This window comes from Alkalihalobacillus sp. CinArs1 (assembly GCF_947387515.1).
GTDB lineage: Bacteria > Bacillota > Bacilli > Bacillales > Guptibacillaceae > Guptibacillus.
Genome location: NZ_CANDOB010000002.1, coordinates 503,304 through 525,887, shown reverse-complemented (window position 1 = coordinate 525,887; position 22,584 = coordinate 503,304). Strand labels below are relative to the sequence as shown.

Genomic DNA, 22,584 nt, shown 5'->3' with positions numbered 1-22,584 from the left:
ACGAATGAATGCGTTGTCTATAATGTATAAAAAAGATACAGATTCATCTAAATATTTTGTCAATAGTAACTAAAAGGAGGTTCGTCACCCATGTTAACGAGAGAAATCGCCAAAACGATTGTCATTGAGACCTCACTCCGCCTGAACCGAAACGTGAACATCATGAACGAAAAGGGCGTCATCATCGGTTCTGGAGACGCTGAGAGAATCGACCAGATCCATGAAGGTGCCCTCGAAGTACTGAATACAAAAGAGCCTTTAGCGATCTATAAAAATGATGATGGAAAATGGCGTGGCACCCAACCTGGTCTCAACCTTCCCATCTCATTCCAAAACCAAGTGGTCGGTGTTATCGGAATCACCGGAAATCCTGATGAAATGAACGATGTTGGCGGCCTCGTAAAAATGACGACAGAACTCATGATCAAACAGGAATTTATCGCACGGCAGCTAGAATGGAAGCAGCGAACGAAAGAGATGATTATCGAGGAACTGTTGAGAACCGCCCCTTCCTACGAACAAATTGAACGTGGGATGAAATTAATCGAACTCAATCTCCCTTCTCCCTATACGATTTTAGTCGTTCAGATTGGCAACCGCTCCATGCCGAATCATGAGTTGATTCAACGAATCGAACGTTGCATCTCTCAACACGATGCGCTCGTTGGATTCATTAATGTGAACACGTTGTTTATTAGCCTCTGTGGGGTTGGGGATGAGAAAAAGCCTCTTGACCAAATTTCTTTAGAATTGAACCGACTGTCTCTTGATTATCGACTTGCCGTTAGTAATGTGATCACCACGTTCGATGACTTCAGTCAGGCCTATCAGGACTGTAAGCTCGCACTCGAGATTGTCACTAATCAACAGCTTATTTTTTATGCAGACATTGAACCGCAGGCCCTTCTTCATCAAACGAATTCCACAGAAGCCGTTCGGTTTCGAAAAAGAATCGTCACGGACACCGTCGAAAAGTATGAAAGTACGTTAACAGCTTTTTTTGAAAACAACCTCAACATCCAACAAACGTCTGAAGCGATGTTCATCCACCGAAATACGCTTGTGTACCGCTTGAATAAAATCACAAAAGACACCGGCTACGACCCGAGGGAATTTCGAGATGCGCTGACGCTACAGATGGCGCTATGGATGCCGGAGAGCAGTGATTAACAATACGCTATAGAAAAAGCACCTGTTGAACAGATGCTTTTTTTGTGCTAAAAATGTTTTCCTACCACACGCTATACATGTAATAAACCCCAAACACTACGCTGACAAGTCCTGCGAATCGCGTCAGGTTGTAGTGAATGCTCTTTGATTTACTCAGCAGAAATGGTACCGCGAGAACTGTTGTGAAAAAGAGCATTCCAATAACGGTCCCAAGTCCGAACATAAGAATGTACAACGCGCCTTCCCAGATGTGATCGACGGATGACATCGTGAGAAGAACGAGCGCACCGCTTCCCGCTAACCCATGAATACTCCCGATTACGACTGACTTCAAATACGGAGATTTCTGATCGTGTGCGTGACCTGCTTTCTGCTTCCTAGCAAGTACGATACTCTTAAATCCAAGATAAACGAGCATCACACCGACGATCACTTCCATCCAAAGTGACCATCCCTCAGGTATCGTGCCTTTCAGCGCGATGACCATGATGCCGACGATAAAAAGCGTCGCTGTGTGACCGATCCCCCAGAAAATTCCCGCCAAGGAGGAACGCCACCATTTCTTTGTATTGCTCGCAACGGTCGAAACCGCAATCACGTGATCGGGTTCGATCGCATGTTTGATACCAAGAATAAGTCCAACGAATAAAACCGACATTAAGCTGCTGACCATATCTTCCCTCTTTTCTTACATTCAATAGAAAAAGGTAGATGCCTTAAAAGAGGCAGCTCTACCTAAAGCTGTTCTTTAATCCTATACAAAATAACCGTTTTCATCAAACACCATTTCACGCGGTTCTTCTAACGTTTCAATATGATCAAAATGTTTCAGCTCATCATAGATCACTTCTGAAACAAACATCTCACCGATATGAAGCGTGTTCGGAATCCGAACGATTCTCGCTTCTTCATCCTCAACTCCCCACGTCGCGCGAAGGGCAGCTTTCAATGCATCTTGATCGTTTTCAAGCACGATCGGAATCTTTGCGCGATCAAGAAAGGTACTCGTAATCACGTTCTCGTTCATCGCTTTCATATCGATCTTCTCGTAGAGTCTTTTCGTCGTGAGATCAGCGAGTCCGATGCCAAGCGCGTTCCCGTGGCTCGCTTCACTTAAGTTCGATGCGATCAAATACTTCACTCGAGGAAGCTCAGGCTCCTCGACTCCAAGCACACGGATGCGTCCGATGATGTTCGTATCCATCCCGGTCCCGCTGTAGTTTTTCCCGATTTCATCGACGACGAGGATGTCGATGTCTTCGACCGGTAAGCTCGGCATGAACGCAAAAGCACGTTTTAGAAGCTTTCTTTCCTCTTCAAGAATGTTCTCTGGCTCCATTACTTTGATGATTGCCGTGTCTTCGTGCGCATTTTCTACAATTGCAACACCATAAAGCGTCTTCGAGTTTTGGATTGCAACTTGCCCGACTTCAGGCATCATGTCTCGGATACCTTTGATTCCGTGTGTATGTAAAGCGAGCGCCTGCTTGTGTTTTCCCATGCCGATCGAAGCCATCTTCAGGACGCCGCTTTCGATATCTTTCTTAAAATCAGTGTGAGGCTTGACGCGGTTCATGACGATGATGCCATCTGCTTCATACGCATGCTTATCGATGTAGACGGGAATCCCTGCAGATGTTTTCCCAATCTCAACAACATCCATCGATGACCGAATCTCACAACCCGTCGACGCTTCCGTCACCCCGAGTCCGTCCAACACTTCGATTTGACCTTCCGCTGTCGCGCCACCGTGACTTCCCATCGCAGGAATGATAAAAGGTGTCGCGCCAAGCTTCTTCACTTCATCCGCGATTCCTTTCACGATCGTCGGGATGTTTGCGATGCCGCGACTTCCGACTGTAATCGCGATCTCCATCCCTGGCTTTATTTTCTGATTCGCTTCGATCGATGAAAACTGCTCTTCGATGACGGTTGAAACGTCTTGAATGCTTTCAACGTCAAACGATTGCCTGATCTTCGCAACCTTTGGAAATGCCATCTGTCTCCACTCCTTTTTTATAACGACTATAGCAAGAGACAGAGGTGTCTCTTGCTATCGCTGAGTTCTTTATTTTACTACCTTTGTCGGCGCTAACTCATAGGCCATCCGGATCGCTTCTTTCAACGACTTTTCATCTGCGATGTTTTTCCCAGCGATATCGAATGCCGTTCCATGGTCCACACTCGTACGGATCGTTGGGAGTCCAACCGTGATGTTCACGCCAGACTCAAGCCCGAGCACCTTGATCGGTCCGTGACCTTGATCATGGTACTGCGCGACGACGATATCGAAGTCCCCGCGCTTCGCTCTGAAGAAAAGCGTATCTGCTGGGAGCGGCCCGACAACATCGATGCCTTCAGCTTGCGCTTTTTCAACGGCAGGAATGATCTTCTCTTCTTCTTCACCGTTTCCGAAAAGCCCGTTCTCCCCAGCATGAGGGTTGATCCCACAAACCGCGATCTTCGGCTTCTCGATCCCAGCTTTTTGGAGCGTTTCGTGTGCAAGCTTGATCACCGTGTACTGACGCTCAACGTCGATCTTATTCACCGCATCGATGAGACCGATGTGTGTAGTCACATGGATGACGCGAAGTCCTGGAGCGGAAAGCATCATCGCAAAGTCTTTCGTATTTGTAAGCTCTGCTAAAATTTCGGTATGGCCCGGGTAAATATGCCCCGCTTTATGAAGCGCTTCTTTATTAAGAGGTGCCGTACAGATGCCCTGGATGCTTTGCTCGTTCGCATACGAAATCGCTTTTTCTAAATAGCGAAACGCTGCGTTTCCAGCTTCTTTTGACACTTCGCCCCACGGAAGGTCTTCACTAACGAGATCAAGATCGACAACATCGATCGTTCCGTGTGTAAATGATGCCTCCTCAGGTGAAGTGATGCTTCTCACTTGAAGGTCGACACCCGTTACGTCGATCGCCCTCTTGAGCATCTTTTCATCACCGATCACAAATAGGTCACAGTTTTCATGTACCGCTTTGTCTTGAAATGATTTTACGATAATTTCAGGTCCTACGCCAGACGGATCGCCCATCGTAATCGCAATAATTGGTTTAGCCATGCGTTCGTCCTCCTTTTTTACTTATCGAAAAGTTCCACTAGGAATAGTGATATCTCCGGTATATAACTGATGAGTAACACATCGACGATCAAGATGAATAAAAACGGCAGGACCGCTTTTGATAACGTTTCTAATCGTATCCTGGATATTTGCATCGCAACGAACAAGTTGACGCCAAGCGGTGGTGTTACCATTCCGATCGCAAGGTTCACGACCATGATGATTCCGAAATGGACCGGATCAACACCGAGTTGGATCGCAATCGGTGCGAGGATCGGCGCTAAGATGATGACCGATGCAGACGTTTCGAAGAACATTCCTACGATGAGTAGGAAGATGTTCACGATCAATAAAAACACGAACGGGTTATCCGAAAAGCTCATAAAGGACTGTGCGACCGTTTGAGGAATGCGCTCCTTCGTCAACAGCCAGCCTAGTAGACCTGCCGTACCGATGATCAGCATGATCACGGACGTCGTTAACCCTGATTTCACAAACACTGGAATCAGGTCTTTCAGTTTGATTTCTTTATAAACGAACACGCCGATGATGAGGGCGTATGCAACAGCGACGACCGCTGCCTCCGTTGGTGTGAAGATCCCTCCGTAGATTCCACCAAGGATGATCGTCGGCATCAACAGGGCGAAGATTGCATCTTTAAATGCTGTGAAGCGCTCTGCCCATGTAAAGTGCTCTGTTCCTTTGTACCCGCGTCGCTTTGAAAAGATAAACGCTGTTAAAATCAATGAGAACCCGATCAGTAGACCAGGAATGATGCCTGCCATAAACAAGTCACCGATCGAAACACCTACGACTACTCCGTAGAGAATCATCGGAATACTCGGTGGGATGATAACGCCGAGCGCACCCGATACTGCTTGGACAGCGGATGCGAAGTTCACATCATAATGCCTCGCAACCATCGCAGGGATCATGATCGAACCGATCGCCGCTACTGTCGCTGGACTCGATCCAGAAATCGCTGCAAAGAACATCGACGTGATGACCGTTACACCTGCAAGTCCACCCGTCATGGAACCAGCGAGTGTATTTGCGAAATGGACGAGTCGTTTTGAGATGCCTCCCGTTTCCATCAAGGCACCTGCCAAAATGAAGAACGGAATCGCCATCAGCGGGAACGAATCGAGCGACGTAAAGATACGCTGAACGATAACGAGCATCGGGAGATCACTTGTTAGCCAAATCGCAATCGCTGAAGCTAATCCGATCGCAAGCGCGATTGGAACCGTAAAGAGGAACAGAACTAACATCGTTGTTAATAATACCGTTGTCATTGTTCACTGCCCCCCTTTAGGTCCAAGATCACTTCTAAAATCACAGCCACACAGTTGATGATCATCAACAGAGAGCCGATTGGAATGGCTGAATACGCCCACGCCATTGAAATATTCATCGCAGGAGAAAGCTGTGCCGAGATATTTCCTACTAAAACAAATCCATAGTTTACGAGAATCGCTAGAAACACGATGCTCACTAAATAGACGGCAATATTCAAGATGTTCCGTGCGCGAGCGGACATCAGTTCTTTGATCGCATCGACCGAGATGAGATCGCGTTTTCTGATCGCAAGTGCAGAACCGATAAACACGCTCCAGACCATGATGTACCTTGCCAATTCTTCTGACCAGCGCAATGAATCTTCTAAAACAAACCGCGAGAACACTTGATAGAAAATAACGGCGGACATCACCATGATGAGAAGAGCAAGGACGACACCTAGTAGTTTATTAAATCGATCGATCGTCTTTATGATGGCATTCATATGTATCTAAACCTCCCCCATACAACAATATGATGGGGGAGGTCATCCCCGCATCATAAGTCTCATGCTTTCTTATTCGTTTGCAGCATCCTGGATTTTCTTAATCAGATCTTCTCCAACTTGATCCGCATATGTTTCGTATACAGATTCAGTCGCTTTTTGGAATGCCTTCTTGTCAACTTCTTCAACCACGTTCATGCCTTCGTCTTTTAATCCAGAAATCATTTCTTGTTCCATCTCAGCAACAAGCTCACGCTCATACTCTGCACCTTCAACCGCTGCTTCTTGTAGCGCTTTTTGCTGATCTTCTGTTAAACCATCAAACACTTGAGAGCTTACGAGAAGGGCAGCTGGAGAATAGAAGTGACCCGTTAGCGTTAAGTGATCTTGAACTTCATAGAAACGAGAAGTCGAAATGATTGGAACAGGGTTTTCTTGTCCATCAACAACGCCTTGTTGTAGTGCTGTGAATAGCTCAGTAAAGGACATTGGAGTCGGGTCTGCACCTAGTGCTTTAAAGGAATCTTGGTGTACGTTGTTTTCCATCGTACGGATCTTCAAGCCTTCAAGATCTTCAGGCTTTTCGATCGCACGCTCACTGTTCGTCACGTGACGGAATCCATTTTCCCACCATGCAAGGCCTTTTAAGCTCTGGTCTTCAAGGTTTGTTAGTAGACTTTGTCCAATTTCACCGTCAAGCACCTTGTACGCATGTTCACGACTTTCAAAAAGGAATGGAAGGTCAACGACGTTGATCTCTGGTGCGAATCCACCTAGAGGACCAGTTGAAGATAAGACCATATCAAGAGAGCCAACCTGTAGACTTTCAACCATGTCACGCTCTCCACCTAATGAACCGTTCGGGAAGATTTCGATCGCAAGCTCACCGTCAGACTTTTCTTCAACGAGTTCACCGAAATGCTCAAGACCTTTGTAGTAATGAGAATCCTCAGCAAGCGTGATGCCGACTTGCAGCGTTTTCGTGTCGTTAGAAGCCGCTTCACCGTTCGAACTTGCTTCCTGATCCGTTCCACCACAAGCAACAAGTGCACCTAGACTTAGTACTGACACAGCACCCAATACTTTCTTCTTAATGTTCTTCATCTTGTTTCCTCCAATATGAGTTATTTTTGAACCTTTTCATATGCGTGTTTCGTAACGGCCCGTAACGTTTCAAGCGCCTTTACAAGTGCCTGTTCACTGCCGAACGACCCTGCTTTCGTCGCAAGCGGCAGCCTGTTGTATCGGCCACCAAGCAACTCTCCATAAGGAAGTCCGTCTTCCACTTCTCCAATGATGCGGATGCCTTTTCCATTCAGAACTTTGCAGGTTGCGCCGGCAATGTCGCCACCCGTTAAGACAGCGCCCTGAATTCGTTTCCTGTCGATCAAACGACCCGCGATCTCACCTAGCGCATCTGCGATTCGGCTGCCAACATCCATGTTCGTGATGCCGAGCGACTGCTGAACCTTCCTCACCTCGTCGATCGCTTCAGGATCACGTTTTGTGGAGACGATCACATCACCTTGCTCCAAGTACGCGTTTCCAAGTTCGACAGCTCGGTCGATCTCACTTCCTCGCGTCTCGTTACTTAAAAAGTGATGGGGCGAAATCACAACTTCTTGAATCGCCGTCTTTTTCTTTAATTCCTCCACTTGCTTTTGGGTGATAGCGCTGATACTTCCTGCAACCACGAGTAATGGAAGCTCTGTCTCAACCTGATGCTGCGATTTCGCGCGTTCTTGAATCGAGTTACAAAGGTGATACGCGATTCCGGCCGATCCGACCCAAAGGACATCTTCATCTAAAAGCTTCTTCGCTTCGACGATCGTATGTAACTCCTCGTCCGTTTCAGCATCGACGACGACCAGCTTAGATCCCCCGTGGGACAGCGCTTTCATTTTTGATGCGAGCTGTTCTTTTCCTTCTCGAACATCACTTATCGAAATACGCGCGATTTCTCGTTTACTCTGCTCTTGCAATAGTTCTGGCAAGTAACTCTTATTGACCGGGCAAGTCGGATCGTTCGCCGTTTCAGTTTCATCGAGCGGAATGCCATCGACATAGTGGACACCTTCAACGGTGATGCGTCCGCTTTTCGGAAAAGCCGGAACAACGTATGCTGTTGTAAAATCATACACATCCATCACGGCGTCGATTTCTGCACCAACGTTTCCTCTCATCGTAGAATCGATCTTCTTTAAGACTGATGTTACGCCTAACTCATAAAGCTGTGACGATACGTCTTTCACGATGCGATACGCGTTCTCTCTTGGCAGCGCTCTGCTGTTTGAATTCAACACGATGACGTCTCCATCAAGATGCGCTGGCTGTAAGACCGTATCTGGAAACAAGACGGTCGTGTCTAACCCTTGCTTCGCAAATTGGACGCCCGTATCGTTTGCTCCTGTTAAATCATCTGCGATCACTGCTAATTTCAAACCCGCTTCTCCCCCCTTTCCGCTATGTTTCTCTTTCTCTAAACCTAAGCCTTTTAGACTAGCAACAAAGTCATGATGTTTTATTTTCGAACATATTAAAACGCTTACAAGAATTATAGTAAATGAAAGCGTTGCATTTAACAATACAAATTTCAAACAAATCTAGTAAAAAACCGAATTATTTTCTAAAAACTCAGCAAACACCTCATGTTCGTTGCATATTGAAACACTAGAGCTGTTTTTCAGTGCTTCATTTCCTTTTCTTTACAACAAAAAAAGACGCAAGCTTTATTTAAGCTTGCGCCAAAGTGTGGATCGATTAATACCAAGCCGCTTCGCAGCCTTGGATTGATTCATCTCTTCTTCCTCAAGAACTTTCTGAATGATTTTCTTTTCGATATCCTTTAATGATCCGCTAACTTCAATCGTACAGCTGCCATCTCCTTCAACCTTCGGACGCTGCTTTAACAGGTCGATCAGTGATAATACGGCGTCTTTCTCGATGTAGTACGAGTTCGAGTGGAGCACGAGTTGTTCGATTACCTGCTTCAGCTGATCGACGTTACGCGGCCAGTCATATTCCTTCAGCTCATGCATCGCATCCTGTCTTACCCCGACGATCTGTTTTCCGTATTTCGAATGAAATTCAGAAATGAACACAGGAATCAAGTTCTCGATATCCTGCGCACGTTCTCGAAGAGGTGGAAGATAGATGATTAAGCGTGCGAGGAGCGTGAATAAATCATGATCGATCGTCGCATCCCCTTCATCCATACGAAGCTCATCTTTTGATGAAACGATCAACCTTGGAAGCTTATCTGTTTCATTACGCAAATAATGATACAGTTCTTTTTGAGCCCGTACGTCTAACCGGTCGATGCGCTTCAGGTGCACGACCCCTTCAGCATGGTTCGTAAAGAACTGTTCCTCAATCAAATCAGATATCTGACCTTCTTTTAGTAATTCACAGTTGATCGTAATGAACGGTTCATTGTTTCGCTTGCTTTTCAAGTAGATCGACTGAGCGACCGAATCCTTCCCTGTGCCGGTTTCTCCGATCACCCACAGCGGCTCGTCCATTCGACTATATTTTTCAACCTGTTTGATCACTTCCTGCATCTGTTCACTCTTTCCAGTCAAGAGAAAGTGAGGAACGGCTGTGACAACATCGATCGCATATTCCTTCCGCTCTTCTATCCCACCTTGGGATTGATTCGGAAAAGCTTTCTCCATATACAGGATCACGCGCTCTTCCGCCTCATTCGTCGTGAGGTGCCAGAGCTGATTTTCAACCGTCACCATTTTCTTTTGCAGCGTAGATGACGTGTTTTTTACGATGTCTAGAATCGGAGGAGAATTCTCGATCTTCTCTCTAGAAAACGCGTTTTCAAACCGTTTATTCGAACAGATCACTTTCCCTTTCCTATCCATCACACCGATCAACCGCTCATCAGAGTCGATGATCGACTGATACAGCGATACTTCTTTATGTAGCTCTGAAAATAGGCCAAACACTCGTCGCGCTTCATCCAGCGCTTCCATCACAGCTTCCTTGCCAGATGTGATGAGCACCCCGTTCATGCCAAGCTGCTTCGCTGTTTCAATAGTGACCACGTCTCCGATCACAACTTCATATCCGTCGTTTTTCAAGCTCTTCAACTTTTCCTCAACTTCATGGTCCTTCTCGATCGTGAGCGTATTGATATCAAGATCGAGGAGGTCACAAATCGTTGAAGCACCTTGAGAAATATTCGGAAACCCTACGATGGCAGCTTTTCCTGAAAAGCCCTTCACGAGCGTCAAAAGACGGAGGATATCATAGCCCGACACCTGTATATCGATGACCGGAATCGACACGACTTCTTGAACGAGTGAAGCGGTTCCCCCACGGCTGATAATCATGTCGAACCCATTCTTCTCATACTGTTTCGCGACCTCTACCCCTTCATACAGGTTCCCGAGCGCGGTATGGATCTCGAAATCTTCAACGTCTATGTCACGCATGATTTCGATAAGCCCCTCGTAAGGAGCGATTACTAATGCTTTAATCATATCGTTTCACCTTCTGGTTAAAATTCCCACTTCTGATGACGAAGCTTCTCCCATACGACGCGGTATACCTCTTTGATCGGAATCTCATATTTCTCCGCGATCGCTTTGCAATCCTCGTATTCAGGAGCACTTTCGACGGCTTCTCCACGATGGACGCCTCGTTTAATCGTCACAGGTCCCCACTCCGTCTCGATTTCATCGAACGATCGCTCGAGGCGATGAACGGAGATCGGGTAGTAACGAATCCCAAACGTCGTCGTTTCTTCGAACAGCACACGCTTAATGTCATCTAACTTTTCCCTGTCACATAGTAATTGAAGCAAAATGGCAGGACGGTTTTTCTTCATATAGATCGACGAATAAAACACGTCGTTCGCACCGTGATCGAACAGCTTTTCCATCACATACCCAAGCCACTCGCCCGGCATGTCATCGAGGTTCACTTCGACCTTCAGCATCTCGTCGTCGATATGTTCCTCCTTATGCGAAAAAGGTTGAGACATCAAAACCGACCTCCATTCTTAACTGCCTAGAACCGCTCGGAGAACGTTCGGGTGATCCGGGAAATCCTTCGTACCCGCTCCATACCCGACTGACTCGACAACAAACGAAGGCATCGGACCAAAATCGTTCGCAAGCGCAGCTAATATACCGCCCCCTGTCGGCGTTGTCACTTCTCCTTTGATCGCCGTCTCTTGAATCGGAATCCCTTTCAGTAACTCTAACGTCGCAGGCGCCGGTACCGGATAAATCCCATGCGCGATGCGGATACGCCCGTTGCCTACTGGAACAGGAGAAGAAACGATCCTCGTCACGTTGAGAGAATCGATCAAGATACACGCACCCACAATATCCACGATCGAATCAACCGCTCCCACTTCGTGAAAATGTACTTTTTCAAACGGCATGTTGTGAATCTTCGCTTCCGCTCGGCCGATCTTTTCAAAAACAGAAAGCGCCATCTTCGTCACGTTTTCATTGAGTTCAGCACGATTGATCATGTCAACGATGTCCGTGTAGTGGCGATGGTGGTGATCGTGACTATGATCATGATCGTGGCCATGATGATGACCGTGGACGTGGTCATGACTATGATCGTGCTCGTGACCGTGATTGTGGTCGTGGTCATGACTATGATCGTGACCGTAATCATGGTGATGCTCTTCCTCATGTGTAAGGAGCACATCAAACTTCGTTGCAGAAACACCCTGTTTCACCACGTTATACGTTTTCAACTTGTATTCTGATTCAATATTAAGCTTCGCGATGTCGCGCTCAAGTACGGAGTAGTCCGCACCTAGATCGAGGAGCGCTCCGATCGTCATATCGCCGCTGATTCCTGAGAAACAATCAAGGTATAGTGTTTTCATCTTCTTCCCCCAGTTAATCGATTATCGTATCACGATGATTTTTATGAATTAATGTCGCATAGTATCCTGCTCCAAAGCCGTTGTCGATGTTCATCACGCTGATGCCAGGTGAACAAGCGTTAAGCATGGAAAGGAGAGAGGAGAGCCCCTGGAAGTTTGCTCCGTACCCGATGCTTGTTGGCACGGCTACGATCGGATTACTGATCAAGCCGCCAACAACGCTCGTTAACGCACCTTCCATCCCAGCGACCGTGATCGCGACCGTCGCGTTCTCGATCTCGTCAAGGTGATGGAAAAGGCGATGGATGCCCGCTACACCAACGTCGTAAATCCGTTTCACGGATGCACCGAACGCTTCAACCGTGACAGCCGCTTCTTCTGCAACAGGAAGATCGGACGTCCCTGCGCACACGACGGCGATGTACCCGCCATAGAGGACCTCTGGTTCGTCTGGATGCTTCCAGTACAGCGTTCGAGCTGCTTCATTGTACGTAAGATCTTCTACTTGTTCCATCACAAATGCCGCCTTGTCAGGTGAGATCCTCGTTGCGAGAACGCGGTTTGTATGGCGCTTCAGAGAACTTAAGATCTCGACCATATGTTCAGGCGTCTTGCCCTCTCCGTACACGACTTCAGGAAAGCCCGTCCGCTCTTCTCTCTGATGGTCGACCTTTGCAAACCCGATATCTTCAAACTTCGAGAGAAGGCTCTTCGCATCTTCAACTCCTAGACTCCCATCCTTCACTCGCTGTAGAACGTCATCTACGTTTCTCTCTCTCATCGTGAAACACCTCTTCGTTTATATAGTAGATTGTTCGACTTCTAACACTTTGTTCATGCTGCCGCTCTTATATCCTTCAAGGTCGATCGTGACATACTGATATCCGAACGACTGCAGCTTCTTAGAAATACTGCGATGATTGTCCAACACCACCTGCATATCCTTCGGCTCGACTTCGATCCGCGCCATATCCCCATGCGTCCGAACGCGAACCTGTTTGATATCGAGACTCTTCACATACGCCTCAGACTTATCGACCTTCGTCAATTTCTCCTGCGTAATCTCTTCCCCATACGCGATGCGCGATGATAAACAAGCGAAGGAAGGCTTCTCCCAAGTCGGGAGTCCCAGTTCTTTTGACAATGTACGAATGTCTTCTTTGTAAAACTCCGCTTCCTGAAGCGGTCCACGCACGTTATGTTCCTTCGCTGCCCGCGCACCAGGTCTGTATTCACTCATGTCATCCGCGATCAAACCGTACACGACATTCTCAAATCCTTTTTCTTTCATGATCGGCATCACTTCTTCGAACAAACCGTTTTTACAGAAATAGCATCGATTTTCATCGTTCTGCGTATACCCAGGAATCGCAAGCTCTGACGTCTCGATCACCTGATGATGCGCACCGATCAAAACCGCAAGCTCCTTCGCTTCTTCTAACTCACTGCTCGGATACGTCTCAGAATCCGCCGTTACCGCGAGAACGTTCTCTTTTCCTAGTTCGTCGATCGCGACTTTTAATAGGAACGTACTATCCACACCGCCAGAAAACGCGACGACCACACTCTTCATTTCTCGTAAAATCGCTTTCAAATTTTCGTATTTATGTTCTAACACCCGTTCATCACCTCTCCGACTTATGTATCGTCTTAAGAAAAGCCGACTGTAACCGTTTACAACAATGTTATAAAAAAACGTTGCAAAATAAGTCGGTTCATCTACGTTTTATTAAACAACAATTCTACCCTTATGCATTTTGCAACACCTCAATTATAAACCAATACCTGGAGAAAGTAAAAGGATGGATTGATCTTTTTTATAGTAAAAGTAGAACAGATGCATACTAGTGAAACTAGTAAACTCTTTCGCCTATACCCCTATGTGTTTCTTACCATTTTCACATCAAACACTACACTACTTTCAACTTCCAACCGATAATGGTAGTAACGTCATTAGAGAGGAAGAACTTTTCATGAAACGTTGGCTGCTCTGTTTTACAATCATCTTGATGTATTTCCCTATTCATTCAACTGCAACGGCTAGTACCCATAACGATGCTCGGTACGGATCCTGGATGTGGGATGCCTCCTACGTGTACAACCAGGACCAAGAATTTTTCGGTGAATTAGACGCGCTTAAGATCGACACGGCGATCATGAACGTCGGGTATGACCCGAACCTAAAGGCGCACGTGCTACAGTCAAAACCTGAAAGCTATGATTCTTTTATCCAGACGCTGCATGAACAAGGGCGAGAAGTCGAAGCGCTTTACGGCAATTCCGACTGGGCGCTAGATGCCTACTATTGGCATCTAAAAAAGAACGTACAAATCGTGCTCGATTACAACCGTGACTACTCCAACCGGTTCGATGCGCTCCATCTCGATATCGAGCCTCATACGTTTCCAGACTGGGAGCAAAACAAAGAGTCGTACTTAACACAGTACTTGGCGAACTTGAGAAAAGTAAAGAATTTGATCGATCAGCACAACATCGCTGCTTCAGACTCGCTTCGCTTAGTCGTCGTTGTGCCATACTGGCTTCACGATTACAAGTTTTCAGACGGACGCAAGTTCCTTCCGAAGCTATTCGGTATCGTCGATGAAGTTGCGGTCATGAATTACACGAGGTTTAACAGTGTGTATATCGAGGCTGGTGTAGAATTTTTGAAGGCAGCGGAGGCTGCAGGTAAGCAAGTCTCAATAGGTTCCGAGTTTCTAAGTGGTACGCCTGAGCTCGACTGGATCTCTCTGTCTTCCTTCACGCGCGCTGAACTGAACGATTACCTGAACAATGCGTACAGCGTTTTTCACACCTATGATAGCTTCAAGCAGTTTAACGTTCATACCTTTGAAGCTTACAAGGAGTATATTGAGACGCATCCTGCGGGTGATCCTGAACCACAGTAAGATCGATTAACAGGACCTTCATTGTGAAGGTTCTTTTTATGTTCTAGACGCCTACGATGTCTTCATAGACAAGTTGACGCTCTCCACTTCATGTTAAACTAGACCTAGAACAAAGGTTTTTCTTCCATTAATGAAAGAAAGCTTAGTTTTGATTAGTAAAAAGGAGCTGTTGACTATGAGCGAAAAAGGCTGTATCAAATGCGGAAGCACCGATGCTGGGGAGAAAGAAGTGGCGATGACCGGAGCAGGCGTTGCCAAGTTTCTCGATGTACAAAACAATAAATTCAAGGTCGTGTACTGCAAGAACTGTGGATACTCTGAATTCTACTCGAAGGATGCCTCGAAAGCTGGAAACGTGTTAGACTTTTTCTTCGGCGGTTAAGTGATTGTAATGCCTCACCTAGAGTGCTCTACTAACGACCAAAACAAACTGTGAGGTGATTTCTCTGATCGACTTCTTTAAGCGGTACATCACTTCGAATACTGCCGGAAGATTACATATTATTTATGAAGTCACGCTTGCATCACTCGTGATCTATTCCATTATCGTGGATACGAACTACAGCTTAGACTGGTTCATCTGGGGAATCTTTGTGATCGATTACTTCACGCGTCTTATCATTAGTGATAACAAGGTTGAATTCGTGAAATCGAATGTGTTGGAACTGATCGCTATCATCCCTCTAGGCGAGATTTTCCAATCCGCACGATTAATTCGCCTCTTCCGAGTGATAAGACTGCTTGCGATCATCAAGAAGCGAAAGTCGTCATTGAACGAAGTGTTCAGTCGATTGAACATCGACCGCTACATCATCCTTCTCATCGCATCAATGTTCATCGCATCGCTCCCGATGGTGTGGTTAGAACCTGCCTTCGAACATTACGGGGATGCATTATGGTGGGTGATCGTAACGACCACGACTGTCGGGTATGGTGACCTTTATCCTGTAACAGGCATCGGTCGAATCATCGCGATCTTCTATATGCTGGTCGGGATCTCATTGATCGGAATTGTAACGGGTACCGTCGCTTCCTTGATTACGAAACAGAAGAAGACGACCCTGCCGCCTGAACTCGAATACGTTCATAATAAGATTGAGGAGTATCCGGTGCTGACGGATGAAGATTACGATGAGATGGTAAAGCAAATCAAGAAAATGAAAGAAGGATAGCGCGGCGCGCTATCCTTCTTTTCGTGGTGCCTGTCACCTGTCGAATCTTCCTAGTGCCTGGTACCTGTCGAATTATCGTTACATAAGGAGTTCCATCCAGATCTTGATCGCGGTTCCTAAGATCAAGAGCGCGAGGATCACCTGCAGGATCTTTGTATTTACTTTCTTCCCGAAGTTCGCTCCGAGCGGTGATGCGATCAGACTTGCGACGATCATCACAATCGCAGGAATAAACAGCACCTGACCTGTAAACACCTTACCAGCCGTCGAACCGATGGAAGAAATAAATGTGATCGCAAGCGATGATGCGATGGTCATGCGGGTTGGAATCTTCAGCACGAGCAGCATGATCGGCACGAGAATAAACGCACCTGCTGCGCCGACGATTCCTGCACCGATTCCAACGAGAAACGCAAAGAATGCAGCTAACCATTTATTGAAGGTTACCTCATCCAAAGGCTGGTCGTCGATGCCCTTCTTCGGAATGAACATCATGATCGCAGCGATTGTCGCGAGGACCCCGTAGACAAGATTGACGCCATCATCACTCATGAATTTAGAGCCAAATCCACCGATAAAGCTCCCGATTAAAATGCTAACACCCATATAGAGTATTAACGTCTTGTTTAAATAACCGCCTTTTCGGTATGCCCAAACGCCGCCGATGGTGGCGAATAGCACCTGGACGGCCGAGATCCCCGCTACTTCATGCGCCGTGAATGCAGAGAGTCCGAGAAGTGCTGGGATATAAAGCAGCATCGGATACTTGATGATCGATCCACCGATCCCTACCATTCCAGATACGAATGAACCGACGAAACCAATTAGAAAAATAACGATTAAAAAATAAATGCTATAGTCCATGTCCGTTCACCTTCTTATTGAAATAAGGACCGTTAAAGGTCCTTATTTCGATTTATGCTTTTTTAATCCAGAATTTCAGTACGCCGTCTTCTTCCGTATCTTGAAGAAGCTCATGGCCACCGGATTTCACCCATGCTGCGATATCGCTTTTTGCGCCTTTGTCTGTAGCATGGACTTCAAGTACGTCACCAGAGTTTAGTTCCTGGATGCTTTTCTTCGTCTTCACGATTGGCATTGGGCATGCGAGTCCTTTTGCGTCTAATACTTTTGTTGATTCCATTGTCTTATCCTCCTTACGTTCATTCGTGAACCGCACAGCGGTTTGGTCCAATTTCCATTTCACGTTGTTCTTCATCATCAGGGGTAACTTTCCCCATGTTTGTTTTTCTGATTTCTTCATAAGCGTTAGGCTGTGGCGGGAGATTATCCGTCACCATGCTTCTAAACTTCTCTTCATCCTCAACCTGTAGACCTTTGTTCTTCTCGTAAAGCTCACCAAGGCGCGCAGATACCTGTCCGCCTTCTCCTAGTTCGCTTGAGAACGAGAAGTGTGCTGGGAGAACAATCAAGTCATCCGAGAGCTCCTTGTAACGACTGTATAGCGTGTTACGGAGATCACCGACCCAGTCTTCAGCTTTACCAGCAAGGTCAGGGCGGCCGATCGATTCGACGAACAGAATGTCACCTGTTAAAAGATACTGATCATCGATGATGAGTGACGTACTACCGATCGTATGCCCAGGTGAATAGAGAGGCTGAACCTTAACCGTTGTATTTCCGACCGTAATATCGTTGCCTTCTTCAAGCGATGAGTATTCGTACGTTACTTCTGTCGCATCCTTTTCAGGAAGGTGGTATGTTCCACCAGCCTTTTCTGCTAGGTTGCGTCCGCCTGAGATGTGGTCTGCATGAAGGTGAGTGTCGATCGTATGCTTGATCGTCACACCTTTTTCTTCTGCGAATTTCTCATACACATCGATCATACGGTTCGCATCGACGATCGCAGCTTCTCCGTCTGACTCGATGAAGTATGAAAGACACCCTTTTCCTAGACGAACGAATTGATAAAGGCTTCCTCCGCCGTTAAGGTCTGCGATTTTCGTTGGTTCAAGGTGCTCACTCCATGCCTTCATTCCACCTTCAAGGGAATAAACATCTGTGAAGCCAGCTTCATCGAACATCTCCGCAACCATCTGAGATGAACCGCCCTTCGCACAGACAACGATGATTTCCTGATCCTTGTCCAATTTATGCTCCACATCTTCAATCCCATCAAGAAGGTTGAAGTATGGCTCGTTGATTACGTGCACACTTCCGCCTTCAATTTTCCAATCATCGAATTCATCCGTGTTACGAACATCAAGAATCGTTGTCTCTTCATTCGTCACAACTTTTCTTGCGATTTCTTTCGTCGTAATATGCTTTACAGCCAAAACAATGATCCTCCTTTATTCTTAGAATGTTAACGAGATGTTAGCATCCTTCGCATACTCGATATATGATGCAGCACCGCCTACTTCGATGCCGTCTACAAATTCATCTTTTTCAAGACCCATAACGTCCATCGTCATCTGACATGCGATTAGTTTGATGCCAAGTTCTTGTGCAATGCCAACAAGCTCTTCGATCGACGGTACGTTAGTTTTTTCAAAGCCTTCTTTGAAATGCTCTTTTCCTTCAGGAATAGGCAGGTTCTTGTGTCCTTCTTTGTGAATTAAGTTCAAGCCTTCAAATGTAAAGAAGATCCCTACTTCTGCGTCAGAAGCTGCCGCTGCTGTTGCAACGTTGAATACTTTATATGCATCGAAAAGACTTCCGTTTGCTGCGATAATCGCTACCTTTGTGTCTGCCATTTTAAAAATCCTCCCATTATAAAATTAATTATTTGTTTCAGTCGGTCCCTGCCATTCTTTCATTCCAGGAACAATGTTTTTTACATTCTGATAGCCTTTTTCACTTAGCTTTTGTGCAGCTAAATCACTTCGGCTTCCCGTACGGCAAATGACGTGGATGTCATCGTCTTTATTCAACTCTTCAAAGCGTTCTTCCAACTCCCCGAGGGGTATATTAATTGCGCCAGGAATATGACCAAATGCATATTCAGCAGGCTCACGAACATCAAGAATCGAAATGGTTTCATCGCCATCGATCTTACTTCGGAGACCATCTAAATCGAGTACATCCCCATGCTTCTTCTCTTCAGATGTCTCTGCTTCGCTCGCCTTTCTGATGTAATGCTTTAGCACGTCACCTTCTTCTACCGTTCCTAAATACTGATGCCCGGTAGATTCTGACCATGCTTTGATATCAGCTGTTGAACCCTTATCCGTTGCATGAACCTCGATCACATGACCTGGTTCAAGGTTCTTGATCGCCTTCTTTGTTTTTACGATCGGCATCGGGCATGCAAGGCCCTTTGCATCAAGCGTTTCATTCGCTACAAGATTCATGCTGAAATCCTCCTTATTTTTCTACGTCGTCTTTCCACTCGAGCATACCGCCCGTCATGTTCTGAACATTGTAGCCCTTCTCTTCAAGGAACTGATAAGCTTTCCCGCTTCGACCGCCTGATCGACAAACCATGATATGCTCTTTCGACTGATTGATCTCATCCAAGCGATCTTCTAGATCTCCTAATGGAATGTGCGTTGCACCAGCTATCTTACCCTGTGCGACTTCTTCGTCCTCACGCACATCGATGATGCTTACGTCCTCATTGTTCTTCACTTTCTTCGCTACTTCTTCTGGTTTAATTTCCTTCATCATTCGTACCTCCTTGAATTCGTAGTATTACCTTGTAATCTCTTTTCTTATACCCTATAGGGTATAAGAAAAACTAAAAATTTTTAATCACTTTTCTGTTGACTACGATGCAATTGTATACCCCTATGGGTATATTGTCAAATGCAGTAGTTCTACCACTTTCTAACTAAAATTGGATTCATCACAGCATTTTCACTTTTCCTAATACCCTCTTAAAGCTAGATTACTGCAATCCGCTTTAAACCTACCAGGGTACATGAGGCATGGTTTTTCTTGCGATTTACAGTTGTTATTTTATACCCCTACAGGTATATTGTCAAACAGAGATGGTTGTGCCTGATGATTGCCTCAATAATGCTATAACCCGTATGGGTACTGAATAAACGTAATTTATTAAAAAAACTCAAAGCCATTTGCTTTGAGCCTTAGAAAAGACGCCATGTCTTAAAAGCAGCTACAAGTAGTGAACATTGGCAGCTGCCTTTATTCATGAACGCTTCTATCCGTTTTTACCTTTTCAAATAAATCACCATAAGACAATCCAGTTATGTTTTCGAAGCTTTGTTCAAAATCACCCGACTCACTCGTCGCGTCGATGATCTCCTTTATCACTTCTTCCCCATTTTCTTCAATCACGTACGTAACGGTGAAGTAGCTCTGCCTGTACACATCCGTCATTTCTCTTGCCCCTGCTTCCTCCCACTGTTCGTGCGTGATGAGCTGATCGAACGGGACGAGTTCATAGTCCCACGTTTCTATGATACTTCCTTTGTTCGCTACATAATCCGCTACGCCCTCTTGGAACCAAAGTGGATAGAAATGCAGCCCAGCGTTCGTCACTTCGACTTTACGATCTAACGCATAATGCGTGTATTCGTGCAAAATCTTACGTTGAAAATGATAAAGCGCTTTTTCATCACCTTCTACTACGCCCTGTTTATCATCAACGAGCACACCAATCATCATCGAAAAGCGATCATAGAAACCTTCCACGTGACTCAATTCACTCAATCCATTAAATTCTTCTTCATTCGTAAACAGAATAAGGTCGACGTTTCTCTCATCCACTCCACCGATTAACGCCTTCGTTGTCGCTCTCGCTTGCTTGAGTGTATCTTTTACGAGTGGAAAGAGATCCATATCTTCACCTTCTACATAAATCGTGACGTCCCTATCTACCAGTTCGTCCCTCGACTGCTTTGCTTCCTTCTCCAACTCCCCATCGAAGTTTAACGTAACGATCGCTTCAACAGCATGATAGTAGGACACCGTCTCACCAGCACTCTCTTCTATGAAACTATGAATGAAGAAAACGGCAGCTCCTACGAGTAGCAGCGTGAGTGTCAGAACACTTGAGATAACAATTAGCGTTATTTTTAAAGTTGTGTTCATAGGTACCCTCTCGTCCATTTTTATCTTTAATCATCGTACCATAAATGGGACATGGGGACAGGTTCATTGTCCCTCTCACCTGTTACATCAACTGGGACATGGAACCTGTCCCTTCGTCCCTACATACAAAAAGAGGATGCAATCTGCACCCCCTTTTACATTCATTCTTTATAACCTTACTCCATAAATCCTACTTCGCATACGTCTCCTTAATCACCGGTACTGACAGCGCCCCAAGAACAAGCAAGATTCCTGAGATCAAAATCATGAACGGCATGGAAGAACCGATCAGTGGGAATAACACGAAGCTTAATAGTGAAGCGATAATTTGCGGCAAGCAAATGCTTCCGTTAAACAGGCCAAGGTATGTACCCATGTTGCTTCCCTTCAAGGCGTTCGTTAAGATCGTGAATGGGAACGTCATCATTGCTGCCCATGCGATTCCGATCAGTGTGAACGAAATGACCAATGCCCATTGATCTTGAATGAAGAAGACTGAGCCAAATCCGATTCCACCTAGCAATAAGCTGATCGAGTAATACGGCTTTCTCTGATTGTTCGGAATACGCGCCAACACGAGGGACCAAACAACTGCGCCGATCGATTGAACCGCTGTCATAATTCCGAACCAGTTCCCGGCGTCCTGATATGCCGGGCTTGACGGATCACTTGTATTCCACACGTTAAGCGCAATCGCGCCTGTTCCGTACGTCCATAGATACTGGAATCCCATCCAACAGAACAACTGAACGAGTGTGATTGTCCAGAATACTTTTGGAGCGCTTCCAAGTAATTTGAAAAGGTTTACTTTTTCCTTCGTCGATTCCTTCGTAATGCCGTGATACATCGCATACTCATCCGGATCATACTCACGGACTTTGATGACCGTAATCAAACTACATACGATGAGGATTACCGCACCAGCGTAAAATGAAATGACAACGGATTGAGGCACGACTCCTTTTGGTGCACTATTCGATACACCAAGTAGCGTTAATCCGAACGGGAAAATACTCGCGAGTACTGCACCACTGTTCGATAGAAAACTTTGAATTGAATAAGCAAATCCTTTTTGTTCCTTGTTGACCATATCTCCAACCATCATCTTAAACGGCTGCATCGCCATGTTTGACGAGAGGTCCATAAACAGGATCGCAATCGCACCGAACGTCATCGCCGTAACGGCACTAAATCCAAAACTACCGGAGTTCGGCAATAAACACATCACGATGACCGCAACCACCGCTCCAACTAAAAGATACGGAATCCGTCGACCGAGCCTCGGCATCCATGTCCGATCGGAAAAGTACCCGACTAACGGTTGAACGATTAATCCAGCCAGCGGTGGCAGGATAAAGAAGATTCCTAAATTATGCGGGTCCGCACCGATTGTTTGGAAGATACGTCCCATGTTGGCACTTTGCAGTGAAAATGCCATCTGTACGCCTAGAAACCCGAAACTGATCAACCAGATCGTCGTGATCGGGAGAAACGGCAGTTCTTTTTGATACCTTTGGTCATTTGTTTGTTCTACTGTTTCTTGTAGCATGATTTCCTCCTATACGTGCACGAACAGCTGCGAAACGAAATGTGTTTAT

22 protein-coding genes and 1 pseudogene are annotated in these 22,584 nt (G+C 46.0%); 4 read left to right on the top strand and 19 right to left on the bottom strand.

Annotated features, from left to right (window positions below; all coding sequences use genetic code 11):
* Positions 1-90 precede the first annotated feature (90 nt).
* Positions 91-1,170 (top strand): CdaR family transcriptional regulator, encoded by a 1,080-nt coding sequence (locus tag PFZ69_RS11180; protein WP_270181161.1) that lies wholly within the window; start codon positions 91-93, stop codon positions 1,168-1,170.
* Between the two features lie 61 nt (positions 1,171-1,231).
* On the opposite strand, the gene PFZ69_RS11175 is transcribed toward PFZ69_RS11180, so the two are convergent.
* The 11 genes and pseudogenes from PFZ69_RS11175 to larE form a co-directional block, all read right to left on the bottom strand.
* Complete coding sequence (locus PFZ69_RS11175; RefSeq protein ID WP_270181160.1) at positions 1,232-1,843, bottom strand: urease accessory protein UreH domain-containing protein; 612 nt, start codon at positions 1,841-1,843, stop codon at positions 1,232-1,234.
* An 81-nt stretch (positions 1,844-1,924) separates the two neighbouring features.
* Entirely contained in the window at positions 1,925-3,169 is a 1,245-nt protein-coding gene (locus PFZ69_RS11170; RefSeq protein WP_270181159.1) for a lactate racemase domain-containing protein, read from the bottom strand.
* Positions 3,170-3,238: 69 nt separating this feature from the next.
* A complete protein-coding gene (pdxA, locus tag PFZ69_RS11165) occupies positions 3,239-4,240 on the bottom strand; it encodes a 4-hydroxythreonine-4-phosphate dehydrogenase PdxA (protein ID WP_270181158.1) in 1,002 nt (333 codons plus the stop codon).
* 17 nt (positions 4,241-4,257) lie between these two features.
* Entirely contained in the window at positions 4,258-5,535 is a 1,278-nt protein-coding gene (locus tag PFZ69_RS11160; RefSeq protein ID WP_270181157.1) for a TRAP transporter large permease, read from the bottom strand.
* Entirely contained in the window at positions 5,532-6,023 is a 492-nt protein-coding gene (locus PFZ69_RS11155; RefSeq protein WP_270181156.1) for a TRAP transporter small permease, read from the bottom strand. The genes PFZ69_RS11160 and PFZ69_RS11155 overlap by 4 nt, the downstream gene beginning before the upstream one ends.
* Before the next feature lie 72 nt (positions 6,024-6,095).
* Positions 6,096-7,127, bottom strand: a complete 1,032-nt coding sequence (locus PFZ69_RS11150) for a TRAP transporter substrate-binding protein (RefSeq protein WP_270181155.1) — start codon at positions 7,125-7,127, stop codon at positions 6,096-6,098.
* Positions 7,128-7,147: 20 nt separating this feature from the next.
* A complete protein-coding gene (locus tag PFZ69_RS11145) occupies positions 7,148-8,464 on the bottom strand; it encodes a four-carbon acid sugar kinase family protein (protein ID WP_270181154.1) in 1,317 nt (438 codons plus the stop codon).
* A gap of 288 nt (positions 8,465-8,752) precedes the next feature.
* Positions 8,753-10,516, bottom strand: a complete 1,764-nt coding sequence (locus PFZ69_RS11140) for a sigma-54-dependent Fis family transcriptional regulator (protein ID WP_270181153.1) — start codon at positions 10,514-10,516, stop codon at positions 8,753-8,755.
* Positions 10,517-10,533: 17 nt separating this feature from the next.
* A pseudogene (larC, locus tag PFZ69_RS11135) lies at positions 10,534-11,886 on the bottom strand (nickel pincer cofactor biosynthesis protein LarC).
* Between the two features lie 13 nt (positions 11,887-11,899).
* Positions 11,900-12,667 (bottom strand): nickel pincer cofactor biosynthesis protein LarB, encoded by a 768-nt coding sequence (gene larB / locus PFZ69_RS11130; protein ID WP_270181152.1) that lies wholly within the window; start codon positions 12,665-12,667, stop codon positions 11,900-11,902.
* An 18-nt stretch (positions 12,668-12,685) separates the two neighbouring features.
* Positions 12,686-13,504: an ATP-dependent sacrificial sulfur transferase LarE gene (larE, locus tag PFZ69_RS11125; RefSeq protein ID WP_270181151.1), complete on the bottom strand. Its 819-nt coding sequence runs from the start codon at positions 13,502-13,504 to the stop codon at positions 12,686-12,688.
* A gap of 355 nt (positions 13,505-13,859) precedes the next feature.
* Between larE and PFZ69_RS11120 the strand changes: the two genes are divergently transcribed.
* The 3 genes from PFZ69_RS11120 (at position 13,860) to PFZ69_RS11110 (ending at position 15,967) form a co-directional block, all read left to right on the top strand.
* The gene (locus PFZ69_RS11120; protein WP_270181150.1) at positions 13,860-14,795 is read left to right on the top strand and encodes a hypothetical protein; all 936 of its coding nucleotides are present in this window, start codon (positions 13,860-13,862) and stop codon (positions 14,793-14,795) included.
* A gap of 175 nt (positions 14,796-14,970) precedes the next feature.
* A complete protein-coding gene (locus PFZ69_RS11115) occupies positions 14,971-15,177 on the top strand; it encodes a zinc ribbon domain-containing protein (RefSeq protein ID WP_270181149.1) in 207 nt (68 codons plus the stop codon).
* A gap of 55 nt (positions 15,178-15,232) precedes the next feature.
* A complete protein-coding gene (locus PFZ69_RS11110; protein WP_270181148.1) occupies positions 15,233-15,967 on the top strand; it encodes a potassium channel family protein in 735 nt (244 codons plus the stop codon).
* A gap of 78 nt (positions 15,968-16,045) precedes the next feature.
* Here the strand turns inward: PFZ69_RS11110 and PFZ69_RS11105 are convergent, their stop codons facing one another.
* From PFZ69_RS11105 to PFZ69_RS11070, 8 genes are all read right to left on the bottom strand, one after another.
* Positions 16,046-16,831 carry a sulfite exporter TauE/SafE family protein gene (locus PFZ69_RS11105; RefSeq protein ID WP_270181147.1) on the bottom strand — a complete coding sequence of 262 codons (786 nt, stop codon included), beginning with the start codon at positions 16,829-16,831 and terminating at the stop codon, positions 16,046-16,048.
* Between the two features lie 52 nt (positions 16,832-16,883).
* Positions 16,884-17,111, bottom strand: coding sequence for a sulfurtransferase TusA family protein (locus tag PFZ69_RS11100; protein ID WP_270181146.1), 228 nt, complete (start codon positions 17,109-17,111; stop codon positions 16,884-16,886).
* Positions 17,112-17,130: 19 nt separating this feature from the next.
* Entirely contained in the window at positions 17,131-18,264 is a 1,134-nt protein-coding gene (locus PFZ69_RS11095; protein ID WP_270181145.1) for an MBL fold metallo-hydrolase, read from the bottom strand.
* 21 nt (positions 18,265-18,285) lie between these two features.
* Positions 18,286-18,684, bottom strand: a complete 399-nt coding sequence (locus PFZ69_RS11090) for a DsrE/DsrF/DrsH-like family protein (RefSeq protein ID WP_270181144.1) — start codon at positions 18,682-18,684, stop codon at positions 18,286-18,288.
* 24 nt (positions 18,685-18,708) lie between these two features.
* Entirely contained in the window at positions 18,709-19,281 is a 573-nt protein-coding gene (locus PFZ69_RS11085; protein WP_270181143.1) for a sulfurtransferase TusA family protein, read from the bottom strand.
* A 13-nt stretch (positions 19,282-19,294) separates the two neighbouring features.
* Complete coding sequence (locus PFZ69_RS11080; RefSeq protein ID WP_270182021.1) at positions 19,295-19,594, bottom strand: rhodanese-like domain-containing protein; 300 nt, start codon at positions 19,592-19,594, stop codon at positions 19,295-19,297.
* Between the two features lie 483 nt (positions 19,595-20,077).
* Positions 20,078-20,986 carry a collagenase gene (locus PFZ69_RS11075; protein WP_270181142.1) on the bottom strand — a complete coding sequence of 303 codons (909 nt, stop codon included), beginning with the start codon at positions 20,984-20,986 and terminating at the stop codon, positions 20,078-20,080.
* A gap of 190 nt (positions 20,987-21,176) precedes the next feature.
* On the bottom strand, positions 21,177-22,535 hold the full coding sequence (locus PFZ69_RS11070) for an SLC45 family MFS transporter (protein ID WP_270181141.1): 1,359 nt from the start codon (positions 22,533-22,535) through the stop codon (positions 21,177-21,179).
* Positions 22,536-22,584 lie beyond the last annotated feature (49 nt).

What these genes read in the sequence shown, in the direction of transcription:
- PFZ69_RS11170 (WP_270181159.1), bottom strand. Translation starts at nt 3,169, where the DNA reads ATGGCATTTCCAAAGGTTGCGAAGATCAGGCAATCGTTTGACGTTGAA.
- PFZ69_RS11085 (WP_270181143.1), bottom strand. Translation starts at nt 19,281, where the DNA reads ATGAATCTTGTAGCGAATGAAACGCTTGATGCAAAGGGCCTTGCATGC.
- PFZ69_RS11175 (WP_270181160.1), bottom strand. Translation starts at nt 1,843, where the DNA reads ATGGTCAGCAGCTTAATGTCGGTTTTATTCGTTGGACTTATTCTTGGT.
- PFZ69_RS11075 (WP_270181142.1), bottom strand. Translation starts at nt 20,986, where the DNA reads ATGAACACAACTTTAAAAATAACGCTAATTGTTATCTCAAGTGTTCTG.
- PFZ69_RS11155 (WP_270181156.1), bottom strand. Translation starts at nt 6,023, where the DNA reads ATGAATGCCATCATAAAGACGATCGATCGATTTAATAAACTACTAGGT.
- PFZ69_RS11090 (WP_270181144.1), bottom strand. Translation starts at nt 18,684, where the DNA reads ATGGCAGACACAAAGGTAGCGATTATCGCAGCAAACGGAAGTCTTTTC.
- PFZ69_RS11160 (WP_270181157.1), bottom strand. Translation starts at nt 5,535, where the DNA reads ATGACAACGGTATTATTAACAACGATGTTAGTTCTGTTCCTCTTTACG.
- PFZ69_RS11180 (WP_270181161.1), top strand. Translation starts at nt 91, where the DNA reads ATGTTAACGAGAGAAATCGCCAAAACGATTGTCATTGAGACCTCACTC.
- PFZ69_RS11150 (WP_270181155.1), bottom strand. Translation starts at nt 7,127, where the DNA reads ATGAAGAACATTAAGAAGAAAGTATTGGGTGCTGTGTCAGTACTAAGT.
- PFZ69_RS11105 (WP_270181147.1), bottom strand. Translation starts at nt 16,831, where the DNA reads ATGGACTATAGCATTTATTTTTTAATCGTTATTTTTCTAATTGGTTTC.
- pdxA (WP_270181158.1), bottom strand. Translation starts at nt 4,240, where the DNA reads ATGGCTAAACCAATTATTGCGATTACGATGGGCGATCCGTCTGGCGTA.
- PFZ69_RS11100 (WP_270181146.1), bottom strand. Translation starts at nt 17,111, where the DNA reads ATGGAATCAACAAAAGTATTAGACGCAAAAGGACTCGCATGCCCAATG.
- PFZ69_RS11140 (WP_270181153.1), bottom strand. Translation starts at nt 10,516, where the DNA reads ATGATTAAAGCATTAGTAATCGCTCCTTACGAGGGGCTTATCGAAATC.
- larB (WP_270181152.1), bottom strand. Translation starts at nt 12,667, where the DNA reads ATGAGAGAGAGAAACGTAGATGACGTTCTACAGCGAGTGAAGGATGGG.
- PFZ69_RS11120 (WP_270181150.1), top strand. Translation starts at nt 13,860, where the DNA reads ATGAAACGTTGGCTGCTCTGTTTTACAATCATCTTGATGTATTTCCCT.
- PFZ69_RS11070 (WP_270181141.1), bottom strand. Translation starts at nt 22,535, where the DNA reads ATGCTACAAGAAACAGTAGAACAAACAAATGACCAAAGGTATCAAAAA.
- PFZ69_RS11115 (WP_270181149.1), top strand. Translation starts at nt 14,971, where the DNA reads ATGAGCGAAAAAGGCTGTATCAAATGCGGAAGCACCGATGCTGGGGAG.
- PFZ69_RS11080 (WP_270182021.1), bottom strand. Translation starts at nt 19,594, where the DNA reads ATGAAGGAAATTAAACCAGAAGAAGTAGCGAAGAAAGTGAAGAACAAT.